Origin of the sequence: Streptomyces sp. NBC_01515, from assembly GCF_045040345.1 — a bacterium.
GTDB lineage: Bacteria > Actinomycetota > Actinomycetes > Streptomycetales > Streptomycetaceae > Streptomyces.
On record NZ_CP109416.1, the window covers coordinates 2,948,134 to 2,969,508 of the forward strand.

Here is a 21,375-nt window from a genome sequence, read left to right on the forward strand (position 1 = left end):
CTTCCCCCACGGTGCGGGCCGCGCCACCCCCACGCACCAACACCCCCCGGCACCACAGCACTTGAACCACCCCAGGCGATGGAGGAACGGCATGACCCCGCGCGAAACCAACAACAAGCCGCCGGAGGACAACCAGCCGACGGCAACCCAGCGGGAGTGGGAACGGCTGTGGGAGCAGGGGGACGAGGGCGGGGGGCCGGGCGACGGAGAGGTGACCGCCGGGTCGGAGGGCGGGCGCAGTAGGGAGAGCGGGCCCAGCAGGGAGGCGGACGCTGGGCCGGGAAGCGAACGGGACGCGGATTCCGCCGCCGGGCCGGACGGCGCGGGCGCCCCGAAGACAGCCGCCGCGGCGGCCACGGTGGAATCAGCACCGGCCGACAACTCGGTTCACGGCGAGGAGCCGCAGGCCCCGGGCGCGGAGACCTCCGAGACCTCCGAGACCTCCGAGACTGAACTCGACGCCCGCGCCGAGACGGCCCCAACTCCCGCGCAGGGCAAAGCCGATGAACCGGCCCCCTCCCACACCCACGGCAATGCCGACGGGCCGGGAGCCCCCCACACTCACGATCACACCGACGGGCCGGGCACCCCCCACACCCACGACGGATCAACCGCCCCCCACAGCCACGCGGCCCCCGACGAAGCCCACACTCACCCCCACCCCCACCCCGCTGACGCCGACCGCATCGCCGCCGTCCGCCGAGTGGCCGCCGCGAGCCGCCGCTGGCGTACCGTCCAACTCGCCGGATGCGCGGCCCTGTTGGCCGTGGCCATGACCGCCGGGGCCATCGCCATCGGCGCGGCGAAGGACAGCGGTGCCACCGGGATCGCCGCGTCCAGTGCCGTGTCGCCGGAGTTGCTCGCCAGTGGGAGTCTCGACGCGAGTATCGCCTCGCTGCAGGCTCATCTGCGGACGCAGCCCAAGGACTTCGACGGGTGGGCGACGCTCGGGCTGGCGTATGTGGAGCAGGCGCGGACGAAGGGGGACCCGTCCCGGTATCCGCAGGCGCAGGCCGCGTTGCAGCGGTCGTTGAAGATCTCGCCCGGCAACGAGAACGCCCTGGAGGGCCGCGCCGCGCTCGCCGCCGCCCGGCACGAGTTCGCGGAGGCGCTGACCTACGCGGACCAGGTGCTGAAGGAGAACCCGTACAGCGAGCGCGCCCTGTGCTCGCGGATCGACGCGCTCGTCGAACTCGGCCGCTACGCCGACGCGTCGAAGGCCGCCGACCTCGCCGACGCCCGCAAGCCCGGTGTCCCGGTCTTCACCCGGTACGCGTACGTGCACGAGCTGCGCGGTGACGTCACCACGGCCCGCAAGGTCCTGGAGCAGGCCCTCGCCGCCGCCACCTCCCCCGGCGACATCTCGTACGTGGCCGGCACGCTCGGCCAACTCGCCTGGAACCAGGGCGACTACAAGACCGCGCTGAACGACTACGGCCGCGCCCTCGCCGCCGACGAGAACTACCTCCCCGCGCTGGAGGGCCGCGCCCGCTCCCAGGCCGCCCTGGGCGACCGCGCCGAGGCCATCAAGGGCATGGAACTGGTCGTCTCCCGCTACCCGCTGCCCCAACCCCTCGTGGAACTCGGCGAGTTGTACGAGAGCCGGGGCGCCGCGGGCGACAAGGCCAAGGCCGACGACCAGTACGCCCTCGTCGACGCCTGGATCGCGCTGGCCCGCGCCAACGGCGTCAACGCCGACCTGGACACCGCGCTCGCCGCCGCCGACCACGGCAACATCAAGTCCGCCCTGAAGGCCGCCCGCGCCGAGTGGGCCCGCCGCCACACCGTGCACACCGCGGACGCCCTCGCCTGGGCCCTGCACGTCAACGGCCTCGACAAGGAGGCCCTCCCCTACGCCCGCCGGGCCACGGCCACCAACTACCACAACGCCTCGTTCATCTACCACCTCGGCATGATCGAACTCGCCACCGGCCACAAGGCGGACGGCCGCGCCCACCTGACCAAGGCCCTGAAGCTGAACCCGGGCTTCTCACCGCTCGGCGCGAGCAAGGCCCGTAAGGCGTTGGAGGCGACCAAGTGACGCCGGTCCGCCGCCTGTTGGCTTCCGCGGCGACCGTCCTCACGGCCGCAAGCGCGCTCCTGCTGGTCCCCACGGCCAGCGCGAGCGCGCACCCCCTCGGCAACTTCACCGTCAACCGCTACGACGGTCTCGTCGTCGCCGCGGGCCAACTGCGCGTCACGCACATCGAGGACCTCGCCGAGATCCCGGCGACCCAGGTCAAGCCGGAGATCAAGCGGTTGGGCATGACCGAGTGGGCCCGGCAGCGCTGCGACAAGGCCGCCGAGGGCAGCAAGGTCACCGTCGACGGCCGTACGGTCGCCCTCACGCCGGGCAGCAGTACCGCGCGGCTGCGGCCGGGGCAGGCCGGGCTCAACACCCTGCGGGTGGAGTGCGGTTCGACCGCCGCGCTGCCCAAGGGCAGGACAGCCACCCTGGGCTTCCACAGCGCGGGGCTGACCACCGGGCCCGGCTGGCGGGAGATCACCGCGCGCGCCGACCGGATGACGCTCACGAAGTCGAACGTGGCGACGAAGTCGAACTCGCACGAACTCACCAGCTATCCCAAGGACTTGCTCTCCTCCCCCGACGACACCACGACCGCGTCCCTGCACGCGCGTCCCGGCGGCCCGGCGCTCACCGACGCCGACCAGTCCACGTCGGAACCGCCCGCCGCCTCCGTGCTGCCGCGCGGCGCCGACCGCTGGACGGAGGCCCTGAACAACCTGGTGGCCCGCCACCACCTCACCGTCGGCTTCGCCGCCCTCGCCCTGCTCATCGCGATCGCCCTGGGCGCGATGCACGCGCTCGCGCCCGGCCACGGCAAGACCCTGATGGCGGCCACCGCTGCCGCGCGGGGCGGTCGCGCCCGCCTCAAGGACGTCCTCCCGCTCGCCGCCTCGGTCACCGTCACCCACACCCTCGGCGTGGTCGCCCTGGGCCTCCTGGTCACGGCCGGCTCCGCCGCGACCCCCTCGGTGATCGCCTGGCTCGGCATCGCGAGCGGCGTCCTGGTCCTCTTCGCCGGCGCCAACCTCGTACGCCGCGCCTGGCGCAACCGCCCACGCCCACAAGCCAGTTCACACCCCCACCCGCATCCCCACCCCCACGGGCACGAGACCGCCAAGGCCCCCGAGCGCTCCCTGGTCCTGGTCTCCGCGCACGCCGAGGCCGGGTCCACCCACACCGAGGCCCACCCGCACAGCCACGACGACGACCACGCCCACAGTCACGACCACGAGCACGGCGAAACTCACGACCACGACCACGGCCATGACCACCCCCATCCCCACGACCATGGCCACACGCACGACCACGACCACGCCGTAGAACACACGCACGGCGGCTTCACCCACACCCACGAGACCGCCCCCACCGTGCGCGGCACGATCCTGCTCGGCTTCGCCGGCGGGCTCGTGCCGAGTCCGTCCGCCGTGGTCGTTCTCGTGGGGGCCGCCGCGCTCGGTCAGGCGTGGTTCGGGCTGCTGCTCGTCGTCGCGTACGGCGTCGGTCTCGCCCTCACCCTCACCGCCGCCGGATTCGCCGTCGTCAAGCTGGGTACAGGGATGAACCGAGTGCTGGACCGGCGCCCCCGCTGGACCATCAGCCCCATGGCGGTCCTGGTCCGCCGTACCCTGCCGCTGGGATCGGCGTTCGTCGTCGTGGCCCTCGGGGTCGGACTGGTGCTCAAGGGGGCGGCATCAGCGCTCGGCTGAGTTACGTTTGGCGAGAATTCGCCCGGCTGCGAATGGGGGGAGCCCATGTCCGAAGATCCGGGCACTGAACGTGTGATCGCGGGCCGCTACCGGCTCCTGTCCCCCCTCGGTGAGGGCGGGATGGGCACGGTGTGGCGGGCCCGCGACGAAGTGTTGCAACGCGAGGTCGCCGTCAAGGAGGTGCGCGCGCCGGGCGGACTGGCATCCGACGACGTGGAGCGGATGTACGCCCGGCTGGAGCGCGAGGCGTGGGCGGCGGCGCGGGTCGCCAACCGCAACGTGGTGACGGTGTACGACGTGGCCACGGAGGACGGCCGCCCCTGGATCGTCATGGAGCTGGTGCGGGGCATGTCCCTGGCCGATCTCCTGGACGGCGAGGGGCCGTTGACCCCGCAGCGGACCGCGCACATCGGTGCCGAGGTGCTGGCCGCGCTGCGCGCCGCGCACGACGCCGGGGTGCTGCACCGGGACGTGAAACCGGCCAACGTGCTGATGTCGAACGACGGTCGGGTCGTCCTGACCGACTTCGGTATCGCGATGGTCGAGGGCAGTTCGGCGCTCACCATGACCGGCGAGGTCATCGGTTCGCCCGAATTCCTCGCCCCGGAGCGGGCGTTGGGCCGTACGCCGGGACCCGAGTCCGATCTGTGGGCGCTCGGCGTGCTGCTGTACGCGGCGGTCGAGGGGCACTCGCCGTTCCGTCAGAACACCCCGCTGAGCACCCTGCGGGCCATCGTCGACGAGGAGTTGCCGACCCCGCTGCTGGCGGGGCCGCTCACCCCGGTCATCGAGGGACTGCTGCGCAAGGACCCGGCCGAGCGGATGTCCGCGGAGCAGGCGGAGCAGGATCTGCGGCTGGTCGCGGCGGGCGGTACGCCGCGCGCGTCCACGGCGCCGACGACGCCGTACTCGCCGACGATGGCGGGGTATCCGCAGGACGGCTACTCCCAGCAGGACTCGCGGACGCCGGCGCAGCCGGTGCAGGGCTTCGGGCCGCCGCCCGACTCCTACTCGACGCCGACGGCCGCGGACGAACCGCACCGCAACCGGCGGGCGGCCGTCGTGCTGGTCGCGGGGCTGATCGCGCTGGCCCTGGCGATCGGCGGACTGACGTACACGCTGATCAACCGGAACAACGACAAGGACGCGAACGCGGGCAAGAGCACGAACACCCCCAAGAGCCAGCCCTCGGACAAGACTTCACCGAGTGCGAGCAGCAAGACCACGGCTCCGAGCGACACTCCGAGCCCGAGCAGCAGCAAGTCCTCGTCGGCGCCGCAGTCGGTGAAGGCGACGGTGGAGGGGGCCAACACCGAGTACTCCGGCAGCTGTCCGCCGCCGAACGCGAAGGCGCCGACCTTCACGGCCAGCATCACGGTGGGGAAGCTGCCCGCGGAGGTGTCCTACCGGTGGGTGACGAAGAACGGTTCGGTCTCCAACCCCGGCTGGAAGACGCTGTCGTTCCCGTCGGGCGGCGGGAAGACCAAGCAGGACCGGGTGTTCCTCACGACGTACTCGAACAGCGGGACGTTCAAGAACGAGATCAGTGTCGAGATCCGCAGCCCGGTGAACGAGGAGTCCAACTCCGTGCCGTTCTCGGTGACTTGCGTGGCGGAGACCCCGTCGGACGGGGCCTCCGCGTCGAACTCGGCGACGCCCTCGGAGTGAGAGGGGTCAGACCGCGCCGGTCAGGACCGGGAGATAGCCGCCGGACTGGCCGGCCGCGGTCGGGTGGTACGACTCGGTGATGCTCAGCAGGTTGAGGCTGTGCAGCCAGGAGCTGCCGGAGCAGATCTCGTGGCCGGTGAACGTGGTGCGTACGTCGCCGAAGGTGAAGCCGTGGTCGGCGGCGCGCTTGGCGAGGGCGGCGTCGAGGTAGTCGGCCGCGCCGTTGATGGCGGAGCGCTTGGTCGCGGAGAGGCCGAGGCAGGTGGTGCCGAGTTTGTAGAAGCGCGGGTAGCCGAGCACGACCACGTGCGCGGCGGGGGCTTTGGCGCTGATCGTCGAGTAGACCTTGTCGAGGAGGCCGGGGAGCGTCGAGTCGACGTACGCCTTCGCGGTGGCGATCCGGGAGAGGCAGGAGCTGTCGGACTGCAGGACGCAGGTCGTCATGACGTCGCTGAAGCCGGCGTCGTTGCCGCCGACGCTGATCGAGACGAGGCCGGTCGAGGTGCTGAGGGTGCCGAGCTGGCCGGCGAGAACATCACTCGTACGAGCGCCCGAGCAGGCCTTGAAGTCGAACGTCGAGGGTGAATGCGCGGCTGCCCAGAGGTAGGGGTAGGCCTTGGTGCTGCGGTCGCAGGACCCGCTGGAGCTGATCTTGCTGCCCGCGCCGACCCCGGAGGAGTAGGAGTCGCCGAGGGCCACATAGCCGCCGGTGGCGGCGATTTGGGATGCCTGCGCCGTCATCGCCCCGGTGAGGGCGAGCGCGGCGGCGAGGAGGAGCGAGGTCACGTATGCCGTAAATCGGGAACGTCTCATGGAACCTCCCTTAGCAGGATCTCTGCCACAACCGTCGTAGCAGTGACGCGCGTTGACGGGAAGTGTGCATGCCAATGGAGAGTCCGGCAGAGGGGCGGTGGGGCGCTTGATTGCGTGCTCATGACAGCTCTGTGACAGGCCGTCAACTCCCTTGAACCAGACCGGTTCATGACCCAGGCTTTGCTCAGCCTTGGTGCGGAACACAACGCTCCAGGGTTGTGCGCACGACGACGCGCGCACCCCCACAGCCGCGCGCCGACCCGGGCGCGCGCCGCCTGGAGGAGGACTCCCTCGTAATGGCACTCCTGCGTAGCAACAAGCTCCGGCTCGCCGCGATCACCGGCGCCGCCACCGCCGCCCTCGTCGGCGGGCTCACCGCACTCCCCGCCCAGGCCGCCCCGGCCACGGGCACGGTACTGGCCGCCGGCTCCCCCACAGCCGTCGACGGCAGCTACATCGTCACCCTCAAGAAGAGCGCCGGCCTCACGGCGTCCTCGGCCGCGGGCAAGGGGCTGATCAAGGAGTACGGCGGCACGGTCACCAAGACGTTCGGCACGGTGCTGAACGGCTACACGGCGAGCCTCTCCGCAACCGAGGCCGCGAGACTCGCCGCCGACCCGGCCGTCGCCGCGGTGGAGCAGAACCAGCGCGTCCACCTGACCGACACCACCCAGTCCAGCGCGCCCTGGGGCCTGGACCGCATCGACCAGGCCGCACTGCCGCTCTCCGGGACGTACACGTACCCGGACAGCGCGGGCAGCGGCGTGACCGTGTACGTCATCGACACCGGCGTCCGGATCACCCACACCCAGATCACCGGCCGCGCCTCCTACGGCTACGACGCGGTCGACGGCGACACCACCGCCTCCGACGGCAACGGCCACGGCACGCACGTGGCCACGACGATCGCGGGCTCGACGTACGGCGTCGCCAAGAAGGCGACCGTCGTGGCGGTCCGGGTGCTGGACAACAGCGGCTCGGGTACGACGGCCGGGGTGATCGCGGGCATCGACTGGGTGACCTCGAACCACACCACGCCGGCGGTCGCCAACATGTCGCTCGGCGGCTCCGCCTCCACCTCGCTCGACACCGCGGTCGCCAACTCCATATCCAGCGGCGTGACTTACGCGGTCGCGGCGGGCAACAGCAGTGCCAACGCCTCCTCGTACTCCCCCGCCCGGGTCGCCACCGCGATCACGGTCGGCGCCACCACCAGCACGGACGCCAGGGCCAGTTACTCCAACTACGGTTCGGTACTGGACATCTTCGCGCCCGGCTCGTCGATCCTGGCCGGCTACAACACCAGCGACACCGCCACCGCCACCCTGTCGGGCACCTCGATGGCGACCCCGCACGTGGCGGGCGCCGCAGCCGTCTACCTCGCGGGCCACACCTCGTCCACTCCCGCTCAGGTCGCCACGGCCCTGGTGAACGGGGCCACTTCGGGTGTGGTGACCAGCCCGGGCACGGGCTCACCGAACAAGCTGCTGAAGCTCGTCCCGTAACACCCTGCCGCTCCACCCGAACAACGGTTCCCCGGGGGCAGCACAGGCCTCCGGGGAACGTCCGTTCGGGGATGCACAAGAACCGGTGCAAGCGGCTTCCGCACCTTGACGTGCCCGGTCGGGCTGCGCGACATTGAAGCCCGGCATCCGGCGCACTGGGGGGCAAAGTCGCCAATGCAGACCTTACGTATCAAGAGAGCTTCCACGGACGGCGTCGAGCGGGTGCGGTCAGGACCGGGGAGGGACCTGGCGCCACTGCTCGCGGGCGCGGCGGTCGCCGTGGGAGGGGTCGGGGCGCTGCTCGCGCTCGTCGACTCGGGATCGCCGTTGCGCGGTCCGTTCGCGCTGTTCTTCCTGTTCGCGGCGCCGGCTTCGGCAATTGCCGCGGTGTTGCGCGGACTTGATCCCTTCGGCCGCGTTCTCACCTCGGTGGCGGGCGCGGTGGTGGTCGACATGCTGGTGGCCCAGGGAATGCTGGCCGTGCACCGGTGGTCGGTCGACGGCGGAATCATCACGGTGGCGTTGATCAGTGGCCTGATATCGCTATCGGTATTCATGCGGCATATGCCGGGCCGCACAACGGCTGACAAAGGAGTGTAACGGTCAAACCAACAAAAACGTGAGGCCTCGTTCCAGGTCTTGCCATACAGGTTCAATCATCAATACCGTCGTACATCTCACCCGCACTGGTTCATCATCGAGCGGCTCTAGGGGAGGGCTCAAGAACCGCGATGAATCCGGGGCGGGGCGCGGTAGGGGGGTGCCGTGCTCGGTGACCGTATGTGTAACCGAGTCGTCCGCGCGGCCGGCTTTCATGTTTTCCGGGGGTCGACCAGTTTTGCCAGCTCACCACGCGTGCACGGAGATTCGTATTCTCCGTGGCGCCTGTGAGAACCCCCCTTTCGAACCGGAGCACAGAGCCGGGCCGCCCAGGGGCGGGCGGTCCGCCGGACGAGAGGGACCAGATTCGTGAGTTCCGTTCTGCGCCCAGCAACATCGGGCCAAGATCCGTTAATGTCGGCCAAATACCGGCCGATCTCCTCTCACCTGGCGATCACACCGCCGGTGAGCGTGGTGATTCCCGCCATGAATGAGGCGGAGAATCTTCCCTACGTCTTCAAGACACTTCCCGCGTGGATACACGAAGTGGTTCTTGTGGACGGCAATTCCACCGACAACACCGTCGAGGTGGCCCGCGAGCTGTGGCCCGGGGTCAAGGTCGTCGAACAGCAGGGCAAGGGCAAGGGGGATGCCCTGATCACCGGGTTCGAGGCATGCAGCGGCGACATCATCGTGATGGTCGACGCGGACGGCTCGGCCGACGGGCACGAGATCGTCAGCTATGTCTCCGCCCTCGTCTCGGGCGCGGACTTCGCCAAGGGCTCCCGCTTCGCCAACGGCGGCGGCACGGACGACATGACGTTCATCCGCAAGCTCGGCAACTGGGCGCTGTGCACGATCGTCAACCGCAAGTTCGGCGCCCGCTACACCGATCTCTGTTACGGATACAACGCGTTCTGGCGGCACTGCCTCGACAAGATCGACCTCGACTGCACCGGCTTCGAGATCGAGACACTCATCAACATCCGGGTGGTCAAGGCCGGTCTCAAGGTGCAGGAGATCCCCAGTCACGAGTACCTCCGTATCCACGGCACGAGCAATCTGCGTGCCGTGCGGGACGGGATCCGGGTGCTCAAGGTGATCCTCAAGGAGCGCTCCAACCGGCGTGCGCTGCGCCGCCGTTCGCACTCCACGATGATCGACACGCTCGACCCGCAACGCGATCCTCAGCTCGACCCGCAGCTCAACTCGGTCCGGGGAGAGGTGTCTTGAGCAGTCACGACATCTCCGTCGTGATCTGCGTCTACACCGAGGACCGCTGGGAGGACATCCTCGCGGCGGTCTCCTCGGTGCGGGCGCAGTCACGGCCCGCGCTGGAGACGTTGCTGGTCGTCGACCACAACCCCGCTCTCCTGGACCGGCTCACCAGGGAGTACAAGGACGTTGAGGAAACAGGCGAGGTCCGGGTCCTGGCCAACGCGGGCCCGCGCGGCCTCTCGGCAGGCCGCAACACCGGTATCGCCGTCTCGCGCGGCGAGGTCATCGCCTTCCTCGACGACGACGCCGTGGCCGAGCGGGAGTGGCTGCGGTACTTCGCCGAGGCGTACACCGACCCGAAGGTGATGGCCGTCGGCGGCCGGACGATGCCGATCTGGGCGTCGGGGCGCCGACCGGCCTGGTTCCCCGAGGAGTTCGACTGGGTGGTGGGCTGCACGTACAAGGGCCTGCCGCCGGGCCGGGTCCGGGTCCGCAACGTCCTCGGCGGCAACGCCTCGTTCCGGCGTACGGCGTTCGACGCGGCCGGCGGTTTCGCGACCGGCATCGGGCGCGACGGCGACAAGCGTCCGCTGGGCGGCGAGGAGACGGAACTCTGCATCCGGCTCACCCGCGCCCGGCCGGACGCGGTACTGCTGATCGACGACCGCGCGGTGATCCACCACCGGGTCCCCGCGGTCCGCGAGCACTTCGGATACTTCCGCACGCGCACGTACGCCGAGGGTCTCTCCAAGGCCCTGGTGGCCCGAAGCGTCGGCGCCGACAAGGGACTTGAGTCGGAGCGCCGATACACCACCCGAGTCCTGCCGGCCGGGGTCGCACGCGGCCTGCGCGACGCCGCCCTCGCCCGACCGGGCGGCACGGGCCGAGCGGGCGCGATCGTCGCCGGGGTGCTCACAGCGGCGGCCGGATACGTCATCGGAAGCGTCCGGTCCCGACGCGGCGGGGTCACCTTCTCGGTGGTGGAGATCGAGGGGCACGCGGACGAGCGTGAGAGCGGCACCAGCACGGGGGGCGAGCTGACATGAGTGACACACCCGTGCCGATCCTGATGTACCACTCGGTCGCCGCCGCCCCGAACGACGCCACCCGCGAACTGTCCGTCGCGCCCGAGGCGTTCGCCGAGCAGCTTGCGCTCCTCGGCGACCTGCGCTTCACGCCCGTCAACACCGCCGATCTCGCGGCGAGTTGGCGTTCCGGTAAACCGCTGCCCGAGCGCCCGGTGCTGATCACCTTCGACGACGGATACGAGGGTGTGCACCGGCACGCGCTGCCCGCGCTGGCCCAACACGGCTTCGCGTCCACCCTGTTCGTCTCCACCGGCTGGATCCGGGGCGCCCACGACACCGGCGGCGGCCTGGACACCATGCTCGACTGGGACCAGGTGCGCGAACTCGCGGGCGCGGACGTCGAGATCGGCGGCCACAGCCACACCCACCCGCAGCTCGACCAGCTCGACGACGACACCCTGCGCACGGAACTGGTCCGCTGCCGGGAGATCGTCGCCGACGAACTCGGGTCCGTACCCGTCTCGTTCGCGTATCCGTACGGCTACTCCAGCCGCCGGGTGCGTCAGGCGGTGCGGGAGACCGGGTTCGCGCAGGCGCTCGCCGTCGGCAACGACCTCGCCCGGCGCCGCCAGGGACCGTACGCCTTGCGCCGGGTAACCGTGCGCCGCAGTACGGGAGTCGAGGAGTTCGAGCGGCTCGCCGAGGGCCGTGCGATCGCCCGCAACTTCGCCAGGGACCGTGCCCTGACCCAGGGTTACGCCATGGTCCGCAGAGCTCGACAGGTCCGCCGGAAGGCCAGCCGTTCCCGTGTCTGACACGACGACCACCACCCAGGACGCGGCGCCCGAGACCGAGGCGCCCCAGCAGACGGGGCGCCGACTGCGCCTGCCGGGAAGGAGCAAGTCCCCCGGCGGCAGCCCGCTGTTCCGCAACGCCTACGCCCTGATGCTCAACACCGGGATCTCCGCGGTGCTCGGGCTCGGCTACTGGCTGATCGCCGCCCACTACTACTCCCCGTCCGCGGTCGGCCAGGGCTCGGCGGCCATCGCCGCGATGAAGCTGCTGGCCGGGCTCACGGCGGTCACGCTGACCGGCGCCCTGGCCCGCTTCATCCCGGTCGCCGGACGTGCCACCGGACGCCTCATCTTCCGTACGTACGCGGGCAGTTCGGTCGTCGTCGCGTGCGGGGCCGGGATCTTCCTGCTGACGCTCAACGACTGGGGACCCTCGTACCGCTTCCTGCACGGGCCGATCCCCGCGCTCGGCTTCGTCGTCGCGGTCGTCGCCTGGAACCTGCTCACGCTGCAGGACGGGGTGCTGACCGGGCTGCGCAGCGCGCCCTGGGTGCCGGTGGGCAACACGGTTTTCTCGGCAGTGAAGTTGGCGCTGCTCGTGGGACTCGCGTCGGTGCTCGCCGCGAGCGGTGTCTTCGTGTCCTGGGTCGCCGCGATCGCGTTCTCCGTGGTGCCGCTCGGCTGGCTGGTGTTCCGGCGGCTGGTGCCCCGGCACATCAAGGCGACCGAGGAGCACGCGAGGCCGCCGACGCTGCGGGAGATCGGCAGGTTCCTCGCCGGGGACTACACCGGCTCGCTGTTCTCGCTCGCCGTGGTCTACCTGGTGCCGGTGATCATCGCCTCGCAGGTCAGCTCCGAGGACAACGCGTACTTCTACATCACCACGACGATAGGCGGCACGATCAACCTGCTCGCCATCAACATGGGCGCCTCGCTGACCGTCGAGGGCTCCCACGACCCGGCCCGCATCGCCGCCAACACCCGGGCCGCGCTCAAGCGCATGGCCCGGATCATGCTGCCGATCTGCGGGCTGCTGTTCATCGGCGCCCCGTACATCCTGGGCGTCTTCGGCGCGGGCTACGCGGACGCGGCGACCCCGCTGCTGCGCTGGTTCGCGGTGGGCGCGCTGCTACGGGTCCTCATGGAGACGTACTTCGCGGTGCTGCGCGCGCAGAGCCGCACCGGTGGACTCGCCTGGCTGCAGGGCCTGTTGTGCGTCCTGGTGCTCAGTCTGACGCTGCTGCTGCTCCCCCGCATGGGCCTGACCGGCGCGGGCGTCGCCGAGATCTCCAGCCTCGCGGTGATCGTGGCGATCGCCGCGCCCAAGCTGTTCAAGACGCTACGGGCCGCACCGGCCGCGGAGTTGCCCGAGGACGCGGCGCCGGACGGCGACCTCGCCGACCTGGGCGCGCGCGAGGTCCCGGTCGCCGCACCGCGCCGTCGCGGCCCGGCCTGGGCGCTCGACTCCGACACCCTCGCGCTCGGCATCCACGTCGACTTCGACCACCTGGAACGCCGGCCGGACGTACGCCCGGGCCCCGGCACCCCGCCCACCGGCACACCCATCGTGTCCGGCGAGCAGCGCCCGACCTGGGCACTCGGCATCAAGCGGTCCGAGATCGTCGGGCTGCCCGTCGAGGAACGGGAACCCGGCTCCGAGTCCTCACTGAGCCCGTCCGCCGAGGCGCAGGTGGACGCGCCGTTCGAGCCCGCCAACGGCTCCGACCGAGTGGTCGTATCGGAAGAGTCGCTCGTACGGGAACAGGCCCGGGAAGATACGGCGGAGAAGGCGCGGAAGTCCGAAGTCCCGCCGCCCTCCCGCCCGTTGTCCCTGCGCGAGCGTCTCGCGCCCACCCGCCCCGGTGTCGTGCTCGGCTGTCTGCTGGTCGCCGCGCTGCTCCTGTACTGGGTGCCCGCGGCGCGGCTCGGCGAGTCCGACCTCGACCGCATGGGCGGGCTCGGCCTGATCTCGGTGCTGCCACTGCCCACGCTGGTCGGCGCCGCGCTGCTGATCGTGGTGTTCGCCGCGCTGCTGTGGCTGGGCCGTGAGCACAAGGCACTGCTGCTGATCACCCTGCTCGCGACCGTCATCTCCCTGCACGCGCTGCCCGCGGTGATCGAGACCGAGCCGCGTTTCCCGACGGCCTGGCAGCACCTCGGGTTCATCGACTACATCGACCGCACCGGGTCGGCCGTACCCGATCTGGACGCGCGCTGGAGCTGGCCGGGCTTCTTCGCGGTGGCCGCGTTCATCGGCAAGGCGTGCGGGATCACCGACTGGACCGAGGTCATCCGCTGGTGGCCGACGGCCATCCAACTCGCCTATCTGGCACCGATGTTCCTGCTCGTGCGCTCAATGCGGGCGAGCTGGCGGGCGAAGTGGACCGGCATCTGGATCTTCGTGCTCAGCGGCTGGGTCGGCCAGGACTACTTCTCCCCGCAGGGCTTCACCTTCCTTCTCTACCTGGCCTTCGTCGCGATCCTCCTGGTCTGGTTCCGGGCACCCCACGTCCTGTGGACGAGGATGCGGCCCGGCGAGGCGGAGGTCGAACCCACCGACCGGCGTCAACAGGCCGCCCTGCTCCTGGTGTTGATCGGTCTGTTCGCGGCGAGCGTCCCGGCCCACCAGCTCACGCCGTTCGTGATGCTGGGCGTGCTCACGGTCCTCGTCCTGCTCGGCCGCTCCGAACTCCGCGGCCTGCCCATCCTGTTCGGGGTACTGGTCGCGGTCTGGCTCGGCTTCATGGCGGAGCCGTACTGGTCCGGACACTTCAACGACCTCTTCGGCGGGGTAGGCGGCGTCGGCAGCAACGTCTCGACCTCCGTCTCCGGCCGTATCCAGGGCGGCAGTTCGACCCACAAGCTGGTCCTCTACACCCGCGTCCTGCTGGCCGGCGGCGTCATGGCCTTCGCCTGCTGGGGCTGGTGGCGCCGCCGCGACCACAAATACCGCGAACGCTCCCTGCTCGTCCTCACCTTCGTCCCGTTCCTGGGCTTCGGCATGCAGTCCTACGGCGGCGAGATGGCGCTGCGCGTCTTCATGTTCGCGGTGCCCGGCGCGGCCCTGCTCGCGGGCCTCGCCCTCTTCCCGCGCACCGGCGCCACCGCCAAGGAGCGCGAGAAGGACCGGGTGAGCCTCGCCCCGCTGGCCGCGCTGCTCGCGGGTCTGCTGCTCATGGGCGGCTTCCTGGTGGCCCGTTGGGGCAACGAGGGCTTCGAGCGGGTCCGGCCCGGCGAGGTCGCGGCCATGAACTACGTGTACGCCCACGACAAGCCGACGGTACGGCTGCTGTGGCTGAGCGACGACACGGTCAACGACGTGACGCCGGCGATACCGTGGGGCGCGAAGGACATGGAGCGGGTCAACTACGTCCCGACGCTGGCCCCTTCGGACCCGGTGCTGGTGTCCGGTCTGGTCAAGGCGCTCAAGGACGCGGGCCCGAACTCGTATCTGATGCTCAACAAGAGCCAGGTCGTCTCGCTCCAGCTGGACGCGGGCTACTCGGCGACCTGGGAGTCCCGGCTCATCCAGAACCTGGACAACCGGCAGGAGTTGAAGAAGGTCCTCGTCAACGCCGACGTGACCATGTACTCCCTGCGCGAGCAGCCGGCGGGTGCGGTCCCGAAGCCCGATCCCGGGCCGATCGGACCGCAGATCACCTGGACGCCGTGGTCGGTGGTCGGCGCGCTCGCCGCCCTCGCTCTGATCCTGATGCTGACGGCCCGCGAGGTCGTCCGGGTCGCGGTCCGGCCGAGCGTGCGTCAACTGCGCTGGCTGCAGAGCAGTTTCTGGTTCTCGCTGCCCCTGCTGGCGGTGGTGCTGGCCTCGCTGGTGCAGCGGTTCCTGACGATGAAATAAGCGTTATGGAGTCAAGTGGCTCAGCGTGTCAGCCACTTGACCCCGTAGGCCGCCATGTCGAACTGCCTGCCGTCGACCTTCGCGCTGATCTGCCGGTCCAGGGTGTTCACGACCAGGATGGTCTTGTCGGTGGCCAGCACCCGTACGTTGGGCACGTCGTCGGCGGCGACCGACACGGTCTCGTACGTGGTGCCGGGTCCGAAGGCCGCGTCGAAGCGGGACACCAGGTCGTACATGGGGAGTTGCCGCCCGCCGTCGGAACTGTCGGTCGGCGTCCACAGGCAGCCCGCGCAGTCCGTGCCCTTCTCCTCCTCCGGGTTCCAGTAGAAGCCGGAGGTGGCGCCGCCCTTGGCCAGGGCGATCATGCCGGTGGCCTGGACGGCGACACGGTGGGTCTCGGACCAGCTCTTGCGGTCGTCGTTGCCGTCGGCGGGCTCGACGTAGTACTCGGCCCACCACAGCGGCAGATCGTGCGTCTGCTGCCGCACCCACTCGCTCACGGCGGTGAGTTTGTCGGTGGCCCCGAACTCGTTCGGCAGCAGGTCGTCGTCGTTCGTGTAGCTGGAGCCGTCGACGACCACGAAGTCCGCGCCAGCCTTGTTCTTGTTCCAGTAGTCGAAGGCGTCGACGATCCGCTGGTCCATCGCGCCCCAACTGCCCTTGAAAGTACTGGAGGCGTTCGCGTCGCGCGGGTCCACGCTGTCCATCACCAGATACGGACCGCCGACCATGATCTTCGGGTTGACCTTCTTGAGCGCCTTGTAGACCAGGTTGTAGAGCCGGGTGTAACCCTCGTAGTCCCAGCGCTGTTTGGCGTCGTTCCAGAAGCCCTTGAACTCGTTCCACACGATGAAGTGGGTGACGTCCGGGTACCGCTTGGCGACCGTCGCGGCGAGCGCCGCGTAGTCCGCGTAGTGGTCGGGCTTCGGCGCCGTCTCCAGCGAGGCCTGGCTCCAATTGGTGTTGTCGACACCGGACTTGCCGCCCTTCATCCAGTCCGGTGAGCAGCACAGCGTGATGACCGGGGTACCGCCCGACTTGCGCATGAAGTCGACCCGGCGGTCCAGGGCGCCGAAGTCGTAACGCCCCTTCACCGGCTCGGGGTTGTCGGCGCCCCAGCCCATGATGGCCTGGTCCTGCGGGAGTTGGGACTTGGCCAGCAGCCCCTCGACGCGCTCGGTCGCGGTGTCGCTGCCCTCGTCGGCGCTGTACTGGGTGTGGGTGAAGCCCCAGCCGACCTCGGGCCGGTCCTCGTCGGGCGGGGTCGCCGGGGTGCCGTGCACCTTGTCGCCGTCGCGCGAGGTGCCGGCGGTGCTGCCGCCGCCGGGCAGCGTGTTGATCAGGGTCACGATCAGCGCCAGTGCGGCCACACCCACGCCGAGCAGCGCGGTGAGCCGCCACCGCAGTGCCCCCGAATTCCACCCATGACGTCCCATCAAGGGCAACAGTAACGTCGGTAGGAGCAAGCGGGGCAGGCCTCAGACACACAGCCTTGTAACAGCGCCCCGAAGGGGCGCGGGGAACGGCGCGACCAGCCATGACGGCGCCGCACCCGAACGACCGGCCCCATCACCGCTCTTTCCAGCGGAGCGCACCGCGGAAAGCGGGTGCACACGGCGTCCGTGTGCCGGATCATGGCCCCATGTCCGCTAACCCACACGACGCTCTGCCGATCCGGCTCAACGTCGACGACTCCGACTCCCCGTCCGACGTCGTCGACGCGCTGTTCCTCGGCCGCTTCGCGACGGGCGAGCAGCCGTACTCGCACGCGGCGAACATCGACCGTGTCCGGACCGGGGCGACCCTGCTCCCGCCGGGCGCCCGCGTGCTGCGCGCCGCCCGCGACGACGACCGCAGCGCGACCCTCGCCGAGGGCGACGGCTGGACCCTGTTGATCTCCCGCTGGAACCGCGGCGCCGACGTCACGGTCACGGCGACCAGCGAGGAGCTCGCCGAGAAGGTCCTCGACCAGGCGACCGACGGCGCGGCGGACGAACCCGAACCGCAGCCGGAGAACGTGACGATGGGGTTCTGGTACGTCTCCCCCCGGCGCGGCCCGCACCGTACGACGCGGCAGATCTCGGCGGGCACGTGGGACGAGGTGCGCGCCAACTACACGCGTCCGGTGGCCGATGCGATGGACACCCTGATGAAGACGACCCCGGAGGACATCGCGGGCCGGCTGCTGTTGCTGCACGGCCCGCCCGGCACCGGCAAGACCTCGGCGCTGCGCACGCTGGCCCGTTCCTGGCGGGACTGGTGTCAGGTGGACTGTGTGCTGGACCCGGAGCGGCTGTTCAGCGACGTCGGCTATCTGATGGACATCGCGATCGGCGAGGACGACTCGACGGGCAAGGGCCGTTGGCGGCTCCTCCTGCTGGAGGACTGCGACGAGTTGATCCGCGGCGAGGCGAAGCACACGGCGGGCCAGGCGCTGTCCCGGCTCCTCAACCTCACGGACGGCCTCCTCGGCCAGGGCCGCAACGTCCTGGTCGGCGTCACCACCAACGAGGACCTGGAGCGCCTCCACCCCGCCGTCGTCCGCCCCGGCCGCTGCCTCGCCCGCATCGAGGTCGGCCCCCTCACCCGCAACGAGTCCGTGAACTGGCTCGGCACGGAGGAAGGCGTAGGCCGCGAGGGCGCGACTCTGGCAGAGCTGTACGCCCTGCGCCGCGGCACGCAACCGACCTCGGTACCGGACCAACGGGAGGGCGTGGACGCGGGGTTGTACTTGTGACGACACCGGCTCCGCCACTCCGGTAGCCACGCCGACCGCGCCGCCCTCCGACAACACCGGCTGCGCTACGCCTCCATCCGGCCGACATTCATTTCCGCCGCAACGGCGCTCACCCACGACGGCGCATAACGGCGGTGCCGAACTCCCCTCACCCTTCCCCGTAAGCCGCCCGCAGGGCATCCCGCACAGCCGCCACCGCATCCCCCTCCGTAAGCCCCAGCCGCCGAACCTTCTCCGCATAGACCTGAGCGGCCAACGAAGCCTCACGCTCCGCCGCCGAGCCCGCCGCGGCGACAAACGTCCCGTTGCGCCCGCGCGTCTCGATCACCCCGTCCGTCTCCAGCGCCCGGTACGCCTTGGCGACCGTATTCGCGGCGAGGCCGAGCGACTCGGCCAGGCCTCGTACCGTGGGCAGCTTGTAGCCGACCGGCAGCGCTCCGGACCGGGCCTGCTCCGAGATCCGGGCGCGGATCTGCTCGTAGGGCGCGGCACTGTCATCGATGTGGATCTTCAAGGTCACGGCCCGATTGTCCCGCACCCACCACTGAACGCACCCGCCGGAAAATAGGAGGCACTCCGGCGCGCCCCCGCCGTAGCGTGCGGCCCCATGACCGTGATCGCACGCGACCTGCGCCCCGCTGTCCGGGCGGACCTGGACGGTTTCGTCGAGGTCCGCCGACTCGCCCTCCCCTACATGCTGTTCACCCCGGAGTCCGTCGCCCACGACATCGCCCACGCCCAGCCGGAGGCGGCGCTGCGCAGGCTGGTCGCGGAGGAGGACGGCGAGATCATCGGCACGGCCCAGGTGGGCATCGCCTACGACAGCCCGGAACCCGACCGTGGCTTCGTCAACGTGTACGTGCACCCGGAGCGCACACACCGGGGCGCGGGCTCGCTCCTGGCCCGCGCCGCCGAGGAGCATCTGGCCGCCGTGGGCGCGACCAGGCTCTACACATGGGTGCTGGACGAGCCGGCCAACCACGCCTTCGCCGAACGCTTCGGCTATACGGCGAGCCGCTCCGCGTACTTCCTCCGCCTGGACCTGGCGCACGGCACACTCCCCCCGCTCCAGGACCCGCCGCCGGATGTCGAGATCCGTCCGGGCTCCGACTTCTCCGACGACCCGCGCCCCCTGTTCGAGCTGGACGCGGAGGCGATGGCGGACGAACCCAGCGACATCGGCACCGAGTTCACCGACTACCAGGCCTGGCTGGACGGCACCTGGCAACACCCCCTGTTCAGCCAGGAGTTGACGTCCGTGGCCCTCGTCGGCGGACGCCCCGCGGCCTTCAGCGCCGCGCGCACGGACGACGGCACCCGCTACGGCACGGTGATGACCGGCACCGCCCGCGCCCACCGCGGCCGGGGCCTCGCCAAGCTCGCCAAGAACGACTCCCTGCACCGCGCCCGCGCCGCCGGTTACACGGAGGCGTTCACGGGCAACGACACCGGCAACGGCCCGATGCTCGCGATCAACACCTGGTTCGGCTACGAAACCTGCGCCACGGAGGTGCGCTATGTCCGCGAACTCACCTGAACCCGCAAGCCAGTTGGACGTCATCCTCGTCAAGGCGGGCCGCACGAAGATCCGTTACGCGGCCGAGCTGCTCTTCGACGACGGCACCCGCCTCGCCGTCCGCGCCCCGTGGGCCGGTGACGGCGTCCGCGACTTCGGCTTCGTCCGCTTCGAGCACGGCGACATCTTCACCGAGTACTACTGGCGGGACCGCTGGTACGCGGTGAAGGAAGTCCGGGGCGGCACCGGGGAGTTGAAGGGCTGGTACTGCGACATCACCCGCCCCGCCACGCTCTCCGGCGCCGAACTCGTCGTAGAGGACCTCGATCTGGACCTGTGGATCTCCGCCGACGGGACGGACGTACGACGGCTGGACGAGGACGAGTTCGAAGAGAGCGGGCTCGCCGGGTCGGACCCCGCGGCCGCGGCGGCGGCCGTGGCAGCGCTCGACGAGCTGGAGAGGCTGGCCCGTGAGGGCGGGTTCGACGCGCTGGTGGCGTGACGGCGGGCGGGCTCGCTCGGACGTCGGGCGGGCGCGCTCAGGGGATGGCGGGGATGGCCACCACCGCGTACCGCTCGTCGTCCACGTCCTTCCCCCACAGCTGCAGGTCGTCCGACAGCCGCTCCAGGTGCACGTACCCGGCCAGGGGTGCCAGGAGTTCGGTGAGGCGGTCGGCGGGTATGCCGACCGGGCTGACCATCCCCCAGCGGCCCTCGATCAGCACGAGCCGGCCGCCGGGGCGGAGCAGCCCGCGCCAGTGCCGCAGGACCCGGGCGGGGTCGGGCAGCGTCCACAGCACATGCCGTACGAGGACGACGTCGAAGCGCTGCTCGCCCACCGGAGGTGCCGCCGCGTCACCGATCAGGAATGCCGCGTCACGGCCGGCCAGCTTGGCGCGGGCGAGGTCCACCATCACCGGGGAGAGGTCGACGCCGGTGACGTGGTGCCCCTGCTCGGCCGCGAGGAGCGACAGGCTGCCGGTGCCGCAGCCGAGGTCGAGGATGTCGGCGGCGCGGTCGGGCAGCCAGCCGTGCAGCCGGTCGGCCCAGGCCCGGCGGATCTCCGGGTCGCGCAGCCCGTGATCGGGCTCTTCGTCGAAGGTCGCGGCCTCCGCGTCCCAGTCGACGTTCGCTACAGGTTCACTCATGCGCCCAGCGTGACACCCGCCACTGACAGTCCCATCGTGACAGGCGCCACAGACAGACCCGCGCCGATGAGTCACTCTCCCCGGAACGGTCCACCCCGTGAGAACACGACCCGGGTGGACACAAGGAGGCAGCCATGCGCCGCGTGACCGTGCAGAAGCCCCTGAAGAAGTCGGACACCCGCCGGGTACGGGACGAGGCCGACGAGCGCCCTGTCGAGCGCCCCGAGGTCCGAAAGGACATCGCCCGCACATGGTGGCCGGACGGCTGACCCCGGTCCGCCCCTGGTTTGCCCCCCGGTCAGCCCAGCCGCTTCCGGTAGTGGACGCGGTCGTACGGCCCGTCCGTGCGCCGCTCCACGGCCTCGTACCCGAGCCTCGGGTAGATCTCCTGGTTCTCCCACATCAGCGCGTTCGTGTAGAGCCTGACCTCGGCCAGCCCGAGCGCACGCGCGCGTGCGTCCACGAACTCCAGGAGCAGCCGTCCCACGCCCCTGCCGTGCGCCTCGGGGTGGACGGCGATGCTGTCGAGGAACAGGTGATCGTCACGTTCCTCGATCACCACGAGCCCGATCACGGGGTCCCCCGTGACGAACACCCGCCCGGCGACCACGTTCGCCATGTGGTCAGCCTCCATGGGCTGCGGCACCACACCGATGCGCGGAATGTAGTGGCCGTACGCCCTATCGGTCACGGCCTTCACGGCCGGCACATCGGCGACGACGGCGACACGAATCCCGTCCGGTCCACTCATTCG

Annotated in this window: 18 protein-coding genes; 13 read left to right on the forward strand and 5 right to left on the reverse strand. The window is 70.6% G+C overall.

Going from position 1 to position 21,375, the window contains the following annotated elements; genetic code table 11:
- Positions 1-91: 91 nt before the first annotated feature.
- The 3 genes from OG407_RS13015 to OG407_RS13025 are packed head-to-tail and all read left to right on the forward strand — an operon-like array spanning position 92 to position 5,403.
- Positions 92-2,041, forward strand: a complete 1,950-nt coding sequence (locus OG407_RS13015) for a tetratricopeptide repeat protein (RefSeq protein WP_405857836.1) — start codon at positions 92-94, stop codon at positions 2,039-2,041.
- Positions 2,038-3,735 carry a sulfite exporter TauE/SafE family protein gene (locus tag OG407_RS13020; protein ID WP_405857838.1) on the forward strand — a complete coding sequence of 566 codons (1,698 nt, stop codon included), beginning with the start codon at positions 2,038-2,040 and terminating at the stop codon, positions 3,733-3,735. Before OG407_RS13015 ends, OG407_RS13020 begins: the two co-directional genes overlap by 4 nt.
- A gap of 45 nt (positions 3,736-3,780) precedes the next feature.
- Positions 3,781-5,403, forward strand: a complete 1,623-nt coding sequence (locus OG407_RS13025) for a serine/threonine-protein kinase (protein WP_405857840.1) — start codon at positions 3,781-3,783, stop codon at positions 5,401-5,403.
- A gap of 6 nt (positions 5,404-5,409) precedes the next feature.
- Here the strand turns inward: OG407_RS13025 and OG407_RS13030 are convergent, their stop codons facing one another.
- On the reverse strand, positions 5,410-6,216 hold the full coding sequence (locus OG407_RS13030) for an SGNH/GDSL hydrolase family protein (protein WP_405857842.1): 807 nt from the start codon (positions 6,214-6,216) through the stop codon (positions 5,410-5,412).
- A 296-nt stretch (positions 6,217-6,512) separates the two neighbouring features.
- On the opposite strand from OG407_RS13030, the gene OG407_RS13035 reads away from it, so the two are divergent.
- From OG407_RS13035 to OG407_RS13060, 6 genes are all read left to right on the forward strand, one after another.
- Positions 6,513-7,721, forward strand: coding sequence for a S8 family peptidase (locus OG407_RS13035; RefSeq protein WP_405857844.1), 1,209 nt, complete (start codon positions 6,513-6,515; stop codon positions 7,719-7,721).
- A gap of 174 nt (positions 7,722-7,895) precedes the next feature.
- Positions 7,896-8,321, forward strand: coding sequence for a hypothetical protein (locus tag OG407_RS13040; RefSeq protein ID WP_405857846.1), 426 nt, complete (start codon positions 7,896-7,898; stop codon positions 8,319-8,321).
- Positions 8,322-8,690: 369 nt separating this feature from the next.
- Entirely contained in the window at positions 8,691-9,554 is an 864-nt protein-coding gene (locus OG407_RS13045) for a glycosyltransferase family 2 protein (RefSeq protein WP_366497876.1), read from the forward strand.
- On the forward strand, positions 9,551-10,585 hold the full coding sequence (locus OG407_RS13050; protein WP_405857848.1) for a glycosyltransferase family 2 protein: 1,035 nt from the start codon (positions 9,551-9,553) through the stop codon (positions 10,583-10,585). The genes OG407_RS13045 and OG407_RS13050 overlap by 4 nt, the downstream gene beginning before the upstream one ends.
- Entirely contained in the window at positions 10,582-11,382 is an 801-nt protein-coding gene (locus OG407_RS13055; RefSeq protein WP_405857850.1) for a polysaccharide deacetylase family protein, read from the forward strand. Before OG407_RS13050 ends, OG407_RS13055 begins: the two co-directional genes overlap by 4 nt.
- Positions 11,375-15,220 carry a lipopolysaccharide biosynthesis protein gene (locus OG407_RS13060; protein WP_405857852.1) on the forward strand — a complete coding sequence of 1,282 codons (3,846 nt, stop codon included), beginning with the start codon at positions 11,375-11,377 and terminating at the stop codon, positions 15,218-15,220. The genes OG407_RS13055 and OG407_RS13060 overlap by 8 nt, the downstream gene beginning before the upstream one ends.
- A gap of 20 nt (positions 15,221-15,240) precedes the next feature.
- Here the strand turns inward: OG407_RS13060 and OG407_RS13065 are convergent, their stop codons facing one another.
- A complete protein-coding gene (locus OG407_RS13065; RefSeq protein WP_405857853.1) occupies positions 15,241-16,656 on the reverse strand; it encodes a GH39 family glycosyl hydrolase in 1,416 nt (471 codons plus the stop codon).
- 206 nt (positions 16,657-16,862) lie between these two features.
- Between OG407_RS13065 and OG407_RS13070 the strand changes: the two genes are divergently transcribed.
- Positions 16,863-17,957, forward strand: a complete 1,095-nt coding sequence (locus tag OG407_RS13070) for a DUF5925 domain-containing protein (RefSeq protein ID WP_405857855.1) — start codon at positions 16,863-16,865, stop codon at positions 17,955-17,957.
- Between the two features lie 148 nt (positions 17,958-18,105).
- On the opposite strand, the gene OG407_RS13075 is transcribed toward OG407_RS13070, so the two are convergent.
- Complete coding sequence (locus tag OG407_RS13075) at positions 18,106-18,477, reverse strand: GntR family transcriptional regulator (protein WP_405857857.1); 372 nt, start codon at positions 18,475-18,477, stop codon at positions 18,106-18,108.
- An 87-nt stretch (positions 18,478-18,564) separates the two neighbouring features.
- Between OG407_RS13075 and OG407_RS13080 the strand changes: the two genes are divergently transcribed.
- Together OG407_RS13080 and OG407_RS13085 are read left to right on the forward strand one after the other, a co-directional pair.
- Entirely contained in the window at positions 18,565-19,494 is a 930-nt protein-coding gene (locus tag OG407_RS13080; RefSeq protein ID WP_405857859.1) for a GNAT family N-acetyltransferase, read from the forward strand.
- Positions 19,475-19,975 (forward strand): DUF402 domain-containing protein, encoded by a 501-nt coding sequence (locus OG407_RS13085; protein ID WP_405857861.1) that lies wholly within the window; start codon positions 19,475-19,477, stop codon positions 19,973-19,975. Before OG407_RS13080 ends, OG407_RS13085 begins: the two co-directional genes overlap by 20 nt.
- Positions 19,976-20,012: 37 nt before the next feature.
- Here OG407_RS13085 and OG407_RS13090 read toward each other — a convergent pair whose 3' ends face one another.
- Entirely contained in the window at positions 20,013-20,621 is a 609-nt protein-coding gene (locus OG407_RS13090; RefSeq protein WP_405857863.1) for a class I SAM-dependent methyltransferase, read from the reverse strand.
- Between the two features lie 134 nt (positions 20,622-20,755).
- Between OG407_RS13090 and OG407_RS13095 the strand changes: the two genes are divergently transcribed.
- Positions 20,756-20,890, forward strand: a complete 135-nt coding sequence (locus OG407_RS13095; protein WP_398853883.1) for a hypothetical protein — start codon at positions 20,756-20,758, stop codon at positions 20,888-20,890.
- Between the two features lie 29 nt (positions 20,891-20,919).
- Here OG407_RS13095 and OG407_RS13100 read toward each other — a convergent pair whose 3' ends face one another.
- Positions 20,920-21,372, reverse strand: coding sequence for a GNAT family N-acetyltransferase (locus tag OG407_RS13100; RefSeq protein WP_405857865.1), 453 nt, complete (start codon positions 21,370-21,372; stop codon positions 20,920-20,922).
- Positions 21,373-21,375: the final 3 nt, after the last annotated feature.